General features: G+C 43.3%; 13 protein-coding genes. 6 read left to right on the top strand and 7 right to left on the bottom strand.

The annotated features are described in order from the left end of the window. Positions 1–51 precede the first annotated feature (51 nt). A complete protein-coding gene (locus AB6E85_RS09185; protein WP_372142368.1) occupies positions 52–1,194 on the top strand; it encodes an acyl-CoA desaturase in 1,143 nt (380 codons plus the stop codon). Between the two features lie 257 nt (positions 1,195–1,451). Next, complete coding sequence (locus AB6E85_RS09180) at positions 1,452–2,867, top strand: endonuclease/exonuclease/phosphatase family protein (RefSeq protein ID WP_372142366.1); 1,416 nt, start codon at positions 1,452–1,454, stop codon at positions 2,865–2,867. A 314-nt stretch (positions 2,868–3,181) separates the two neighbouring features. On the opposite strand, the gene AB6E85_RS09175 is transcribed toward AB6E85_RS09180, so the two are convergent. Continuing rightward, entirely contained in the window at positions 3,182–4,021 is an 840-nt protein-coding gene (locus AB6E85_RS09175; protein ID WP_004730947.1) for an isopenicillin N synthase family oxygenase, read from the bottom strand. 201 nt (positions 4,022–4,222) lie between these two features. On the opposite strand from AB6E85_RS09175, the gene AB6E85_RS09170 reads away from it, so the two are divergent. Beyond that, entirely contained in the window at positions 4,223–4,831 is a 609-nt protein-coding gene (locus AB6E85_RS09170; RefSeq protein ID WP_048608344.1) for a DUF2238 domain-containing protein, read from the top strand. Between the two features lie 88 nt (positions 4,832–4,919). On the opposite strand, the gene AB6E85_RS09165 is transcribed toward AB6E85_RS09170, so the two are convergent. The 5 genes from AB6E85_RS09165 to AB6E85_RS09145 form a co-directional block, all read right to left on the bottom strand. Next, positions 4,920–5,171, bottom strand: coding sequence for a hypothetical protein (locus AB6E85_RS09165; RefSeq protein ID WP_017067298.1), 252 nt, complete (start codon positions 5,169–5,171; stop codon positions 4,920–4,922). Positions 5,172–5,192: 21 nt separating this feature from the next. Further along, positions 5,193–6,098, bottom strand: a complete 906-nt coding sequence (locus AB6E85_RS09160) for a DMT family transporter (RefSeq protein ID WP_372142365.1) — start codon at positions 6,096–6,098, stop codon at positions 5,193–5,195. 48 nt (positions 6,099–6,146) lie between these two features. Further along, the gene (locus tag AB6E85_RS09155; protein WP_372142363.1) at positions 6,147–7,838 is read right to left on the bottom strand and encodes an SgrR family transcriptional regulator; all 1,692 of its coding nucleotides are present in this window, start codon (positions 7,836–7,838) and stop codon (positions 6,147–6,149) included. Positions 7,839–7,992: 154 nt separating this feature from the next. After that, positions 7,993–8,226, bottom strand: coding sequence for a DUF3389 domain-containing protein (locus AB6E85_RS09150; protein ID WP_017064605.1), 234 nt, complete (start codon positions 8,224–8,226; stop codon positions 7,993–7,995). Between the two features lie 95 nt (positions 8,227–8,321). Beyond that, positions 8,322–8,747: a hotdog fold thioesterase gene (locus tag AB6E85_RS09145; RefSeq protein ID WP_004730936.1), complete on the bottom strand. Its 426-nt coding sequence runs from the start codon at positions 8,745–8,747 to the stop codon at positions 8,322–8,324. Between the two features lie 140 nt (positions 8,748–8,887). Here AB6E85_RS09145 and AB6E85_RS09140 point away from each other — a divergent pair, with 140 nt between their 5' ends. Then, positions 8,888–9,676 carry a M48 family metallopeptidase gene (locus AB6E85_RS09140; RefSeq protein ID WP_017060066.1) on the top strand — a complete coding sequence of 263 codons (789 nt, stop codon included), beginning with the start codon at positions 8,888–8,890 and terminating at the stop codon, positions 9,674–9,676. 137 nt (positions 9,677–9,813) lie between these two features. Here the strand turns inward: AB6E85_RS09140 and AB6E85_RS09135 are convergent, their stop codons facing one another. Next, the gene (locus AB6E85_RS09135) at positions 9,814–10,896 is read right to left on the bottom strand and encodes a site-2 protease family protein (RefSeq protein ID WP_086968002.1); all 1,083 of its coding nucleotides are present in this window, start codon (positions 10,894–10,896) and stop codon (positions 9,814–9,816) included. A 357-nt stretch (positions 10,897–11,253) separates the two neighbouring features. Between AB6E85_RS09135 and AB6E85_RS09130 the strand changes: the two genes are divergently transcribed. Then, positions 11,254–12,513, top strand: a complete 1,260-nt coding sequence (locus AB6E85_RS09130; RefSeq protein ID WP_372142362.1) for an outer membrane protein transport protein — start codon at positions 11,254–11,256, stop codon at positions 12,511–12,513. A gap of 13 nt (positions 12,514–12,526) precedes the next feature. Then, positions 12,527–14,959: a VolA/Pla-1 family phospholipase gene (locus tag AB6E85_RS09125; RefSeq protein WP_372142360.1), complete on the top strand. Its 2,433-nt coding sequence runs from the start codon at positions 12,527–12,529 to the stop codon at positions 14,957–14,959. Positions 14,960–15,077 lie beyond the last annotated feature (118 nt).

The following is a 15,077-nucleotide window of genomic DNA, read 5'->3' as shown; positions in this document are numbered from 1 at the left end:
GTGTACGCTGATATTCTAGCGCACAGATGTAAGCCCAATGGAAATTTGCTAATGAATAGTGCCGACAAACAATCTACAAAAAAGCCGCCATTAATCTGGCTCAATATTTTTGTGTTCTCTTTTAGTATGCTGCTTGCTGTTGTTGCGGCTCCCGTTTATGGCTACTTTTTTGGCTATGGCATGGAGCACTGGATATGGCTAGCAATCTGCTTTACGTTCTGTAACCTTTCAATCACGACGGGTTATCACCGCTTATGGTCACATAAAGCGTTTGAAGCGCATTCAAGCCTAAGATTCCTGTTTGCATTAGGTGGTGCATTTGCCCTGCAGAACAGCGCGCTACACTGGTCTTCTGATCACCGTGTTCACCACAAGCATGTCGATAACAACGACAAAGACCCATACTCTGCAAAACGTGGATTTTGGTACTCACACATTGGCTGGATGATCCGTAATTACAGCACTTCAATGTACGAAAACTACGAAAACTGCCGTGACCTTAAAAAAGACAAGATCGTTATGTGGCAGCACAAGCACTATGTTCTGTTGGCATTGCTGATGAACTTCGGTGTTCCTATCGCGTTAGGTATTATTTACGGTGACATACTTGGCATGTTGTTAATCGTAGGCGCTGTTCGTTTGGTACTTAACCACCACACAACATTCTTTATTAACTCTCTTGCTCACATCTGGGGTAGCCAACCTTTTACGGATAAAAACACGGCCCGTGATAACGGTGTGTTAGCGGTTTTAACTTTTGGCGAAGGCTACCATAACTTCCACCACATCTTTGAGAACGACTACCGTAACGGTATCTACTGGTGGCAATACGATCCAACAAAGTGGCTGATCAAGAGTGCTTCGTGGATGGGACTGGCAAGTAAGCTTAAGAAAACCCCTCAAGCTCGTATTGAGAAAGCTGAAGCGTCAATGTTACTTAAACGCACCCAGCAAAAAATCATGCACCGTGCCGACAAACAACAAATCGCGGAGAAGCTTCAACAAGAGTTTGATGCTCTAGTATCAAACATGAATGAGTATTACGAAGTTAAAAAGCAGCTACTTGAAAGCAAGCGCGAAGACGTTGTGAAGAAGTACGAACACTCTGTTCTTAAAGTTCGTTATCAGCAAATCAAAATGAATTTCGAACAACAGAAGAAAAATTGGGCAATGACAGTGGAACAATATGCTTAACAGTCATTTAACATTAAGTTGTTTTTAATCAATAGCCTAAGTAATAATTACTTAGGCTTTTTTTCACAGGCAAAAAGCTATGATTTCTGTTGAATAAAAACTCCAATTTAAAATGGAGCAATGTCAAATATCACACCTAAAGTGCAAGAGAATGCTTTATTACATTTCCACTTGTGAACAAAGTCACTTACAGGGTTTTGTTTTGTAACATAAAATGCGCGCCTCCTGTTCCACGGAATACACAAGCGAGTTATTTTATGAAAATGTTAAAAACATCACTAGCGCTAGCAATCTCTACTTCCCTTTTATTCGGCTGCGGTGACGAGACAACAAACAACTACTACCCTCAAGAACCAACGGTTCCTTCTTCTACAGAAGCTAAAATTGCCGTATTTAATCTGTCTTTTGACCGTTATACCTACGAAGATCTTGTTGCTGAAATGAAACTGACTAAGCCAGAACAAGATGCACTGGTTGAGGGGTGGAAGAATGACACTCTATCGGACGAAGACAAAGCGACTGCGCTGAAAGTAATCCAGATTCGTAACGTAGCTGCAATCATCCAGACTGAACGCCCAGAAGTAATCATGATGGCGGAGTTTAACAACGATGGTACCGCTGAAAATAACGATGCTCTTATCGGGTTCCGCTTGAACTACCTATCTGTATCTCAAAATTCAAACAGCTTTGATCAAGACGGCACTCAGTTAGAGCCAATCGTATTCCAGTATTTCGCAAACTTCGCAACCAACACTGGCCTACTAAATGAATTTGGCTTCGATCTGGATAATGATGGTGTTGCCGGAGCTCTACCTGGCGATGCATGGGGTTTTGGTAACTACCACGGACAATATGCGTTCGCTCTAATGTCTATGTACGAAATTGATCACGACAACATTCGTACTTTCCAAAAGTTCAAGTGGAGCGATATGCCTTCGGCTACCATGCCAACTATCACCAACTGTAACGATTCTTGGAACCCTATCCCAGATGGCATGGAGTGTGGTGACGACTGGTATACCGCTGAAGAGTGGGCAGAAGTTCGCCTTTCTTCTAAAAACCACGTTGACGCACCAATCCTAATTCCTCAAGAAGACGGTACATCAGATACGATTCACCTACTTATGTCTCACCCAACGCCACCTATTTTCGACACGGGTAAGAACAAAGTTCAAAATGCTGATGAAGTCAATTTCTGGGTCGATTACATCGAAGGTCAAAGCTACATGTACGACGATAAAGGCGTGACTGGCGGATTAAACACAGACGCTAAATTCGTTGTTATGGGCGACCTTAACGCTGACCCTCTTAAAGGTGATGGTGACTTGAGAGCAATCAATGCACTCATGGACCACGACAAAGTTAACCGTTTAGCGACGTTCGGTCCATTAGCACCTGCCAGCCTTGGTGGCCCCGAGTGTCTAGCTCTTGGCGAATGTAAAGAAGCGAACTGGGATACTCCATACCCAGGTCAAGTAACAAGCACGAGCGGACTACGCCTTGATCATGTTGTACCATCAGAAAACCTAACAATTTCAGACTCTGGTGTTTACTGGCCAGCAACGTTCGAAGACGGCCGTCTATTAATGAATGACGAGCGTGTAGGTAGCTACGGTAACGGAAAAGATGTTTCTTCAGATCACCGTATGGTTTGGATTAAGGCAGAATTATAGTATCGCTATAACTTAGCTAACCCTTACCCAAGGCAGCTTATTTACATTATCTATTCAGTTTATTTCCCAACTAAGTCGATAATAAAGGCGCCTTGAAAGTTGTATGCCGAACAACGACATGGGGTCCATCGCTGATCCATTAACATTACGGGCACCACATAATTTGGGTTCTAAAAACACATATAATTGAAAATGTGCTCACGTATCTAATCTATATCTTGATGTTATTGGTGATGAGAAATAAATAAAAAAGGTCAGCGATTTAGCTGACCTTTCACATCTATCCCAATTTTAGGGACGAAGCATTTAACTTATTAGATAACGCCAAGCTCTCTTAGACGTTCCATTAGGTATTCGTTTGCTGTGTACTTTTCAGATAGTACTACTTCTGGTTTCGGGTGAAGGAATAGAGGCAAAGAGATACGAGATTTCTCTTGGCGTTCACCTGATGGGTTGATTACACGGTGAGTTGTCGATGGGAAGTAACCACCTGATGCTTCTTGAAGCATGTCACCGATGTTGATGATCATGTTACCGAAATCACATGGAACATCTAACCACTCGTCATTTTGAGCTTTAACTTGAAGGCCCGGTTCGTTTGCAGCAGGAAGAACTGTCAGTAAGTTGATGTCTTCGTGTGCCGCAGCGCGGATTGCACCTGGCTCTTCATCACCTTGCATTGGTGGGTAGTGAAGAACACGAAGCAGAGTCTGTTCACTGCCGTTGATCATTTCTGATAACGCAATAGAGAATTTCTCTTGTACTTCTTTAGGAGCATGAGCTTCAACCCAACCTAGTAGCTCTTGAGCAAAAGCATTCGCACGTTGGTAGTAATCTAGAATCTGTTCTTTCAGCTGCTCAGGGATTTGGCCCCAAGGGTATACGTGAAAGTACTCTTTGATGTCTTTTACAGTGTGGCCCTTAGCAACTTCAGACACTGAAGGTGGAAAATATCCATCTTGTGTTTCAACATTAAAGTGGAAGTTCTCTTTTTCTTCAGAGATGAAGAATTGGTACCAGTTTTCGTAAATTGACTCAACAAGCTCTTTCGGGATTGGGTGGTTCTTAAGAACACCAAAACCAGTTTCACGTAGAGAGCGAACAAATTGTTCTGCTGCGTCGTCAGCAAGGTAATCGACAGTTTCCAGTTTCATGACTTTCTTTCTTGTTATGTAGTAATAGAGCGATTTTAAGGATCGCTTTGTTGTAAATCAAACTTTTGTGAAACTCTAGCAACCGTTTGTCTAGATACTGGGCGATAACGCTACTTTTCAACAAATCTGGTGATTAAAGCTCAATTGAACACTGTTCATTATTGTGTAACACTAATAAAAACTTCGACGAGAGATCTTGATATGACAATCACGCCACTTGCTCAAAATCGACCATTACTGTCATTGACGACGCTGTATCTGATTGTGTTTTTATTTTCAGCGTTTGCTCCCTCTTCAAGAGCGGTATGGATTGCCGAAATTGTCCCAGCGCTTGCGATATTGGTGGGTATTTGGTGGTTATCAACCAAGCTCACCTTCACTAAGACAGCTTACGTTTTGATGTTTATCTGGCTGATTTTGCATACGATAGGCGCGAAATATACCTTCGCAGAAGTGCCATTTGATTGGTTCAACAACATGATAGGGTCTGAACGGAATAACTTTGACCGTGTCGCGCATTTCTCTATTGGCCTTTATGCTTACCCACTCGCTGAGTACTTGATTCGTAAAAAACTGGCTCAACCGGTGCTGGCATGTTTCTTTGCGCTATTTGCGATCATGAGTGTTGCTGCAGGTTATGAAATTATCGAGTGGTGGTACGCGGAGATTGCAGGTGGTGATGAAGGTATCGCGTTCCTTGGTTCACAAGGCGATATTTGGGATGCGCAGAAAGATATGCTGTGTGACACCACGGGCGCAATTGTCTCGCTATTACTTCTAAAGCTTCAAGGGCGTGTCAAAGCTTACTGAGCTCAATTCTTTACACGTAGTATCAAAAGCAACATTCAAATGCCACACACAAACCGTGCTGTGGCATTTTTAGTTTCATCGTGACGGGTTATTTCATCGTTACCTTGCCACCAACAAACTTGTAGGCTGGCGTACCTCGAACCAAAGTGTCTCGCGCAAATTCAATCCCGCATTCAGGGCATACACATGGCTCTGTCGTGAAATCTTCAACGATACGCTCCTTAAAACATTTCACGAGTGCACCTTTGCCACCTTTCCGATACTTAAAAAGCTGCGTTTTACATTTGGCACAGAAAATCTGAACCGTCTTGGTCGGTTGTTTCTTGTTTGGTTTAGCCATAGAAGTTAATGATTGAACTCTTTATTTCTTAAGTTTAGGGGCGACAAGAACCAAGCTTATCCCAAGAAGTATAACGGTTGATGAGACTATAAATTGCATAGTGACAGGTTCAGATAACAATAATACACCACCAAGTGTTGCGATAACTGGAACAGAAAGCTGTGCAATAGACGCAACCACCGTATTCAGTTTTTTCACTACGTAATACCACAAACTATAACCCACTCCAGAAGCCACAGAGCCCGATATAACCGCGTAAATCAAACCTTGCTCAGTGATAGACACTTGCGTTAACGCATTAGGTATCGAAACTAATAAGCTCAATGCCACAATGATAACTAGCGAGCTGAATCCAAAGTTAGCGGTGGTCGATTGCAGTGCGTTTGACGATTTCTTTCCTGCCAATGTGTAAATGCCCCACCCAATTCCGGCCAAAGACATCAAGATGATAGAAACTAAATCGGGTGCCTGTGTCGATTCCGTTGGCATTAACAAGTAAACGAGCCCTGCCACCGATAACAAACACCCGCCCCACTCGATCAGCGACATTCTGTTGCCAGAAAACAAGTGCGCGGCAATCATCGTAAATTGCACCGCGACAAACAACACCAGAGCACCAAGACCTGCGCCAAGCTCTAAGTAAGCAAACGAAAAACCAAACATATACACGAGCAGTGACAATATTGATGTTAATTGAAACTGTGATTTGAGCTTTGTGTATAGCGATGTGTTGTTTGTTAACTCACGTTTAGACTGAGATTGGGAAGATAACGTTACTAAAATCAAAAGTGTAAGCGCACCAGATAAGATGCGCACGATCGAAAAGCTCAATGGATCAATCGTTTGATCCATTAAGGCCCAGCGACACAAAACTGAATTAGCAGCAAATGCCACCAGCGTAATAAATGTAACCATCACAGTTTGCATCGTTTTGTCCTAATTGAGTTGTTTGGTCCTAATAAGTGTTCTTGGTTTTCAATCAACGTCAGGCTTCACCCAAACTTGGCTAAAGTCGAACCAACCTAATGCATTACATTTCGCGTTTTGCAACGTACCACATTGATCTTTATTAACGCCTAACCAGCAATGGAACATTGGAATCAATTGATTGCTTTGAACCAGTTGTTTACCGAGTTGTCTTGCTGGGAATTGCTCGAATTCACCGGAACGCCAACGGTCAATCATGTGACACCATTGGTCGAAGTCTTCTGCCGGGCTAGATTCATCAAGAAAACTGTAGTCCATTAGCCAACCGGCTAAAGCGTCGTCTCTGTTATTAGCGATACCCATTGGGTTAATCCAAATATCGACATCATCAGCGTGTGGTGGATCGGTTTCGTAACCGTAAAGATCAACATCAACGTTGTATTGCTTCAGCACCGTGACAATCGCCTTGGCAAGCGTTGGAAACATTGGGTGTTGGCATTGATACGCCAATCTTATGGTTGGTTTGATATTTGCTGGTGGACAAACTGGCACCTTCAATTTTATGTCATACCAACCGGGTTTTATCCCATAAGCGTGCAGCACGCCCAAATCGATAACGGTTTCTTTTGGAATATGAACAAATAGATCCGCCGCATTCAACGCATTCGATAAAAACTGTGCCCATGCAGGATCTTGTGCAATGCCTTTCTTTCTATTGAGCAGTAAATACGTGCAACCAGGATCGAGTTCTACTTCATCGCTATCGCCACGGTCGGCCATTACAGGTTTAGATAGGCTTGGGTAAACCATTGAAGAATAAGCCTCATCCACCACCCAAACTTCAACGCGATCAATTAACGGTCTGAAACCAAAGTACCCGTTGAAAGCGGTTAACACGAGTTGTTTCTCGTCGTTCTTTTCAATGCGATAAGGCCCCGTTCCAATCGGTCGAATATCGTAGTCTTCACCACGTAAAGTGATCGGTAAAGTAACTTTAGCGACCGATTCCGTTAGTGCGAGCGGAAAATACTTATCTGGACGTGTGAGAAAAACATCTACTACACAATTTGCAGGTGAAGAGACATCTTTGATATGCGAAAACATGTTGAGAGGTTCGAGCGCTAGCAGTGTATCCACAACATGATTGGTTAACAGAGGTTCCCCGTTATGGAAACGAACACCGGGCCTCAAAAAGAACCGCCATTGATGATCGCTGATTTTTTGCCATGAATGAGCAAGATCGGGTTGAAGTTGGTCATTCTCATCTAGACGAGTCAACCCACTGAATACCTGACAAGCGATATGTTGCTCTGAACGACGCATCGATTTGGTTGGGTTAAGCATTGAAAGCGGTCGGTAATAAGGCAAACGAATAACTTGTTCGCCTTCTTGATACTGTACACCCAAGTAGTTTTGAATAACTTGGGTGAGTTTGGCAGCATTGTGGTCAAGCACTGACAGTGCCTGTCCAATTTTGCCTTCTTGTAAATAGCGTCTTGCTAAGTTTTCACTGACATCACAACGATTCTGTTTAAAGATAAGTTGAGATAACTTCCCTCGACCAGCTGCTGGTAACCATTCTACCCACCCTTCTTCTTCAAGCTTGTTGAGTACCATTCGAGCATTACGACGGGTACAACAGAGCACATCCGTGATGTCGTCGAGCTGAACATCAGAATCTTTACCATCGAAGTATTCAAACAGGGTTTCAAATTGAACGCGAAGTCTTGGGCTGCTCATAAAGAGGAAAACTTATTCAAAGGACATTGAATTCAGTTTCCCTATTTTATGGCGTAAAATCAATATTACTGACACGATTTTATTGTGAATTATTGAGTACGACATCCTAAGATGTTATTCAATCTTAAGGGTTAAGTGCTTTTACCGTAAAGGATTACATTACATCGCAGCCAATTTCATTAGCTATTTCACGAAGCTGCTGTTCATCGTCTAATTTTATCGACCATTTACACTCAGAACCGTTAGCTGAAATGACATTTGCCCCTTTTCCGATCAATTGAATTGCATCAACTTGGGCTTGCAGCGTGACTCTATGCTCACCATCTAAACGAACAACCAATTCATGTGCGGTTGCGATGACTTTTCCACTTTTAAACGTTATGACCATGGGCTTCTCGGGTTACTTCTTTAAATACTGATTGCTTGTTCTAAATACTGATTACTTCTTCTAAAGACAAAGCCAGCGTACGACTGCCTAATCTGTTATCGCTTATGTTTCTTCACGGCAATGGTTAAGCGGCTGGTACAAACTAAGCGTTGACGCTCATCAGTGATATTGATCTGCCATACTTGAGTAGAGACGCCCAAGTGAATAGGCTCAGCAGTACCGATAACGTGCCCTTCGCGCATTGACCTTACGTGGTTCGCATTGATATCGAGCCCAACGCAATAATAGCCTTCTGGTACGCAGAAGTTTGCAGCCAATGAGCCAAGCGTTTCTGCTAGCACAACCGATGCGCCGCCATGAAGCATACCCAGTGGTTGGTGCGTAAAGTGACAAACCGGCATGGTTGCTACCAAAGAGTTGTCATTTACTTCAGTGTAAACAATGTTGAGGTGTTCAATTAAGGTATTTTTTGAGGTCGCGTTGAAGGTATCTAGGTCAACGGGCTTTTTCCAAATACTCATGTGGGTTCCTTAATTATTGATCTTGTTATCGCGTGCATAGCTTTTTTCTATATTACTGGCTGTTAGTTATCTTACAGCCCTTAGTTATTACGCAAGTTGATGTTAACATGCATAAAAACCGAATACACAGAGGATATTGTATGACGTCATGGATGAAGTTTGCCTCGCTTCTCACACTTGCAGGCCTAACCGCTTGTAGCGCTTCTCCGACAGGCAGAAACCAATTGCTGCTTTTTTCAGATAAAGACATGTCTCAGCTTGGAGCACAATCTTTTGAACAAATGAAAAAAGAACAACCCATCAGCAAAGATGCCAAAACTAACGCCTATGTACAATGCGTAGCGAACAGCATCACTCAATATATTCCTAAACAAGGTTTTAGTGAATGGGAAGTTGTTGTGTTTGATAGTGACCAAGTGAATGCATTCGCCCTGCCTGGCGGCAAAATCGGTGTATACACGGGCTTACTCAAGGTCGCAGTCAATCAAGACCAACTCGCGACGGTTATCGGTCACGAAGTGGCACACGTTCTTGCAGACCACAGTAATGAGCGCCTGTCTCAGTCTCAAATCGCTAATACTGGCTTATCTATTACTAACGTCGCGTTAGGCGCATCTGAGTACAAACAGTATCAAGGTATGACGATGGCCGCGTTAGGATTAGGCGTTCAATATGGTGTTATTCTGCCGTATGGGCGAACTCAAGAGTCTGAAGCCGATGTTGTTGGTTTAGAGTATATGGCTCAAGCAGGGTTCGATCCAAACCAAAGTGTCAACTTATGGCAAAACATGGCCAAAGCATCAGGCGGTAATCAACCGCCAGAATTGCTTTCTACGCACCCTTCCCACAGTACGCGTATTAAAGATCTACAAGCAACGATAAAAACGCTTCCTCAATCAGGGTCACCAAGACCCAATTGCAAAGCGTAATCTAAGTAAGAATCGCCTAGCTGGTGTAAATACAAAAATGCCCTATCCATATTGGTTAGGGCATTTTTAGTTTCTTGCTAACTGACAGTTCAAGTGCACTAGGCAGCTGAATAAATCCAACAACAGCAACTCACAGGTTAAGTACCGAGAATTTGTAATGGTAGGCTTAATAGCTGATCACCAGTAGATGCAAAATACCAGATAACACCGATCAAACTGCTCACTAAACCCACATACCAAACGAACGACACGACTTGACCGTATTTGTCTAACGGCAACAAATGACTGTGATGACGCCCTTTCCATTCGAATAGTATTTCAACACTGCCCATGATCAATAAGAAACCAAACAGGGTTAAATTCAACTGATAACTCAATACCACGCCAGCAACGGCAGCCGCGACACACAACACAATACCAAGCACACTGTTCATCGAGAAGCTGATACTTTTAAGAACATGTCCGCCATCGAGAGGCAAAATCGGCAATAGGTTGAACAGGTTTAATAGAGCATTAAATACCGCAAGGCCGGCAAAGAACATTTCTCCAGTAGCCCAATACAGCACCATAAATACTAACGACAATATCAGGCCGAACAATGGCCCCATTATTGAGATAACCACATCTTGCCAGCGCGTATTAATCTTTTCATCGGATAACGCTAAACCACCAAGGAATGGTATCAAATAAATGCCTTTGGTCTTCATGCCGAAGTATTTCATCGCTCTAATATGACCGTACTCATGGAACATTAAACAGGCGATTAAGGCCAAAGCGAACTGAATTGAAAACAACCATGAATAGGCCGCTAAACTCGCAGAAGCAAGTACGACCTTGATTAGCTTGGCGCTTTTTAGCGCTTTCATACCGAGCGACACCAACCCAATTAAGCTAAAACGCTTCTCTGGTTTAGGAGCGACAACAGGGGTTTGTTGCTCGATATCTTTGGTGTTTCGATTGCCTTCGGAAATGGTTTGGCCATTGACCAATGCTTTATACGTCATCTCAAACGGTTGCCACTGAACCGTCGACTCAACGTGACACTGCAACGTTTCTTCGCCAGCGCGTAGTGTAAATTCGTGTTTTCGGGCGTCTTCTTGGTCTGTGGTTGCATCTAATTGAGATACCAGAGTGTTGTCCCAATACAATTGTTGCCACCCTGCCATTGACCCCTCTAAACGAAGCGGTTTACCAAGAAACTCTATCGCGAGTAATTCCAAACTTTAATTCCAATTTAATGACTTCTAACGAGTGTCGATATTATGCCGATTTAGCGATCGGCGGTAAACATAAACAAAGTTGTTACATATTGAGCAATTGAACACTATTCGTACCAATAGCTAACATAAACATTCTGGTCACACCTCCAACCACGAATAAAGCATTGATTATGATTATATTATTAGTGTTAGAGTGCCGCCCCTCAAAAATATAACCTCTCAAAATAACAACTATTTCTTTGACTTTATATAAAACATGAATTTAACATGCTGTTTACATTAGAGCTTCAACACCAACAATGCTCAGTGTGTTTTCAAACGATAATAATGAAATTCGATGCCCTAGGAGGGTCAAGGATGAAAACAATACAACGCTCTCTCGTTTCGCTTTCTGTGCTATTTGCGTGCAATTCACTTGCGGCTGGCTTCCAAGTTGCTGAGCATTCTGCCTCAGGTCTTGGTCGCGCATTCTCAGGTGAAGGCGCTGTAGCCGATAACGCGAGTGTACTAGCGAGAAACCCCGCCGCAATGACCCTATTTGATACAGCCCAATTTTCAGGCGCGGTTTCTATCGTTGATCCAGAAGTGGATATTACTCAAAACAATGTTCCGGGTTCTGGCGGACAAAGCCAAGTATCTAAAGACGTAGCGCCACTGCAAGTCGTCCCTGCGGCATACTACATCAGCCCTATTAACGATAAATGGGCTTGGGGCATTGGTATGTTTTCTAACTACGGCGTTGCTACCGATTACCCAGACGATATTTATGCGGGTGATCTTGCAGGTGATACTTCACTAGTGTCAGTGAACTTAAACCCCAATGTGGCGTATCGAGTTAACGACCAGTTTAGTGTTGGTGCGGGTGCGAACCTTGTTTACGCCGAGGCTGAACTAAATCGTCATCAAGGCTCTATTTCGAACATCACTGGAGATCCTGCCTCAACAAAACTGATCAGTATGACAGGTGAAACATTTGCATTTGGTTGGAACGTGGGCGCGTTATATGAACTGAATGAAAACAACCGATTCTCTATCGCTTATCGTTCAGAGGTAGACCTCGACTTTGATGACGGTGACTTTACTGATTACACGGGCAGCATCGTGGAAGGCAGTGCTACGACAACAACAGGACGTCTAAAAATCACGTTGCCTTCGATTATTGAAATTTCAGCTTTCCACCAATTGACCGACCAATGGGCAATTCACTACGGGTGGCAACAAACTGGGTGGAGTAGCTTCAAAGAGCTTAAAGCGACAAGTTCAGATTGTGTAAGTGGCGAGTGTTTTAAAAAGACCGAAGACTACGACGACAATAACCGTTACTCACTGGGTGCAACTTACCAGTTAAACCAAGAATGGACCTTAAGAGCTGGTTTAGCATATGACGAGCAAGCTGGTGAAGCAACATTAAGCATCCCTGATAGCGACCGTTTCTGGTACAGCGCAGGTTTGACTTATCAGTACAGCCCTAACCTTTCAATCGATGCTGGTTTCGCTCTTGTTCAAAGTAAAGAAGGTGATTTCACTGAAACCAATGAACTTGGTCAGGAACTTGAATTCTCTGGTGATGCAGTCGCTTACCTATCTGCAATTCAAATGAACTACACCTTCAACTAAACGGAATTAAAACATGAAAAAGTTATTTAATGTTTCGCTGCTCGCTTCAGCAATGTTTCTTGCTGGTTGTGGTGATGACTCTTCGAGTTCAGGTGCTTCAACAGCGATTCAATATGAGCAATACATTCAAGATTCACTCGCACAAGCGACGAGCATCAAGTTTCAATTAACGGGTGCTGATATTGCTGTTCCTCTTCCTAGCTTCGCGTTGATGGATGCTAGCGACGGTACACTTGGCTTGCCGACTGGCGGTGATGACTCATTAACCAACCCTATTGCAGCAATGAATACAATGGATGGTTGGTCTACCTCAATGCCAATCATCATGGACTTTGAAGGCACAGGTTTAGCTGATGGTGTCGCAACTGGTGGTGTTTACCTATTAAAGCTTAGTGGCTCACTCACTTCTGAAACGGCACCAAGTGTTACTGGCGTACTGGTACAAGGAACTCATTTTAATGTTCTATCTAGTGCCTCAACTGACACATTCACTATTGTATTCAACGGTTCTCTTGATGCTTCGAGCGAATACGTGTTGGCACTTTCCAATGAACTAACGGATGTTAATGGCGATCCTGTTGGCATGTCGGCAAGTTATGCTGCTTTGAAATCAAGTGCAGTAACTTACACAGAAGGTAGCCTTGCTCAAGCGCAGCAAGTCACCCAAGGTGTTGAAAAGATCTTTGCTGGAGCGACTGCTGCAGGTGCGATTAACCTTGATACTGAGAACATCATTTACTCGACTTGGTTTACTACAGAGTCTGTTGGTGATTCCCTTTTCGCGACAAAAGCCGCAACGGCAACAGGATTGGCTGCGACAAATCTAAATGGTGTTTGGAAAGATAGCGCAAACCCTAACTCAGTCGACCTTTCGGCTGCCTACACAATGCAGTTCGGCTCAACAGAACTTTTCACAACAGCTCTAGAAAACGATACTGACTTTGATAAATATGTTGCTGGCGACGACGCAACAACTATCGCAACCCTTAAAGGAGCGATTAAAGGATTGTATGGCGCTACTGACAACGTTGATGTAACCCAAGGTTTTGTTCAATTACCTTATTATCTAGAAACAAGTGCTACTGAATGGAACTCACAGCCATTCGAATCGGGTATGCCTAGCTTAGCAAAAGTTTCAAGTGCTTTAAGTGATAGTGCCGAGCAAGCAAATATGGCTACTCAATTAGCTGCTGCTGGTATCGACACAAGCATATTAGCGACAGAGCAAACAGAACAACTAAAGTTAATCGGGTTAAACTTAACGATGTCCGATGGTTCTCCACTTGATAGCGAAAGAGTTATTACGAAATACTCTCCAGTTCCTCAAGTTAAATCATTAGAATCTGTCGAATTTTTGCTATTTACGCCTAATGGTACAGACCCTACTGATATAGTCATTTACCAACACGGTATCACCTCTGCAAAAGAAAATGCTTACGCGTTCGCTTACAACTTAGCGAGAGCCGGAAGTGCTGTCTTGGCTATTGACTTACCAATACACGGTACTCGTAGTTTGGATGACCAACGTTCTGCAAATGAAGATGTCTTAGCTTATTTAAATCTCACTAACTTGCCTGTAGCGCGTGATAACGTTCGTCAAAGTGGACTGGATGTAATGGGTTTAAGAGCTTCATTAACCGCTTCTTTGCAAGCTGGTTTACTTGCTAGCTCACCTTTGAAGGGATTTAACATAGCTACTGGCTCACAAGTTAAGTTTCTAGGTCATTCGTTAGGCGGTATTGTCGGAACGACAGCAGTTGCGTCTTCTAACCGTACGTTAGGTAGCACAACTGCTGATGCGCTTTATTCATTCAGCGCTGCTGCTATCGAAAACTCTGGTGGCCAAATATCTAACCTTTTGTTGGGTTCACCTTTCTTTGGCCCACAAGTTAAGCACAACGTAGCCTTGGGGGCTTCGGCAGAGTACGCAAGCTATGCGGCAGCTAGCTGTACAAACAGCTCAGATAAATTGTGCTACGAAACATTTGAAAGCAGTGCAACCACAGCACAACTAGCTGCAATGACTGCAGCATTTCAACAGTTCGCGTATGCGGCACAAACCGTGTTAGATACTATTGACCCTTACACAAATGCTGATTACTTGCTAGAAGCTTCTACTCAGATGCCAATTTACATGGGTCAAGTTCAAGGTGACGAAACGGTACCAAACACCGTTGCGGATGCACCGTTTGCAGGAACAACACCACTTGCGACAAAACTTGGCTTAACCGTTGTAGATGCAAGCAATACAATGCCAAACGGAACCAATGATTTTGTTAAGTTTGGCAAAGATGCAGTTCACAGCACATTTGTGGCTCCGCAAGATGACAGTACGCCTCTACCATTAGATTTAAGCCACCACGTTAGCATGCAGACGCAAGCGGTAGACTTCTTATTAGATAATGCTTTAACTGCAGCATCTATCGATGGTTCTGTATTGGAATAACCACAAGTTCTAATTGAAACCAAATGCCAGCCTAACCGTTGGCATTTTTGTATCTGCCGTTCGAACAATTTCCCTAGTTAACCGTTTGCATAAAACTTTAAAACACAAATGGTTGATC

The organism is Vibrio sp. 10N.247.311.51, from assembly GCF_041467855.1.
Taxonomy (GTDB): Bacteria; Pseudomonadota; Gammaproteobacteria; order Enterobacterales; family Vibrionaceae; genus Vibrio; species Vibrio coralliirubri.
Note: the sequence above shows the minus strand (reverse complement) of the source record. Positions and strands in the feature narration are given on the sequence as shown.

Excerpts from the sequence above, each read along its gene's own strand:
- AB6E85_RS09130 (WP_372142362.1), top strand. The coding sequence starts at position 11,254 with ATGAAAACAATACAACGCTCTCTCGTTTCGCTTTCTGTGCTATTTGCG.
- AB6E85_RS09185 (WP_372142368.1), top strand. The coding sequence starts at position 52 with ATGAATAGTGCCGACAAACAATCTACAAAAAAGCCGCCATTAATCTGG.
- AB6E85_RS09160 (WP_372142365.1), bottom strand. The coding sequence starts at position 6,098 with ATGCAAACTGTGATGGTTACATTTATTACGCTGGTGGCATTTGCTGCT.
- AB6E85_RS09145 (WP_004730936.1), bottom strand. The coding sequence starts at position 8,747 with ATGAGTATTTGGAAAAAGCCCGTTGACCTAGATACCTTCAACGCGACC.
- AB6E85_RS09180 (WP_372142366.1), top strand. The coding sequence starts at position 1,452 with ATGAAAATGTTAAAAACATCACTAGCGCTAGCAATCTCTACTTCCCTT.
- AB6E85_RS09175 (WP_004730947.1), bottom strand. The coding sequence starts at position 4,021 with ATGAAACTGGAAACTGTCGATTACCTTGCTGACGACGCAGCAGAACAA.
- AB6E85_RS09170 (WP_048608344.1), top strand. The coding sequence starts at position 4,223 with ATGACAATCACGCCACTTGCTCAAAATCGACCATTACTGTCATTGACG.
- AB6E85_RS09125 (WP_372142360.1), top strand. The coding sequence starts at position 12,527 with ATGAAAAAGTTATTTAATGTTTCGCTGCTCGCTTCAGCAATGTTTCTT.
- AB6E85_RS09165 (WP_017067298.1), bottom strand. The coding sequence starts at position 5,171 with ATGGCTAAACCAAACAAGAAACAACCGACCAAGACGGTTCAGATTTTC.
- AB6E85_RS09140 (WP_017060066.1), top strand. The coding sequence starts at position 8,888 with ATGACGTCATGGATGAAGTTTGCCTCGCTTCTCACACTTGCAGGCCTA.
- AB6E85_RS09150 (WP_017064605.1), bottom strand. The coding sequence starts at position 8,226 with ATGGTCATAACGTTTAAAAGTGGAAAAGTCATCGCAACCGCACATGAA.
- AB6E85_RS09155 (WP_372142363.1), bottom strand. The coding sequence starts at position 7,838 with ATGAGCAGCCCAAGACTTCGCGTTCAATTTGAAACCCTGTTTGAATAC.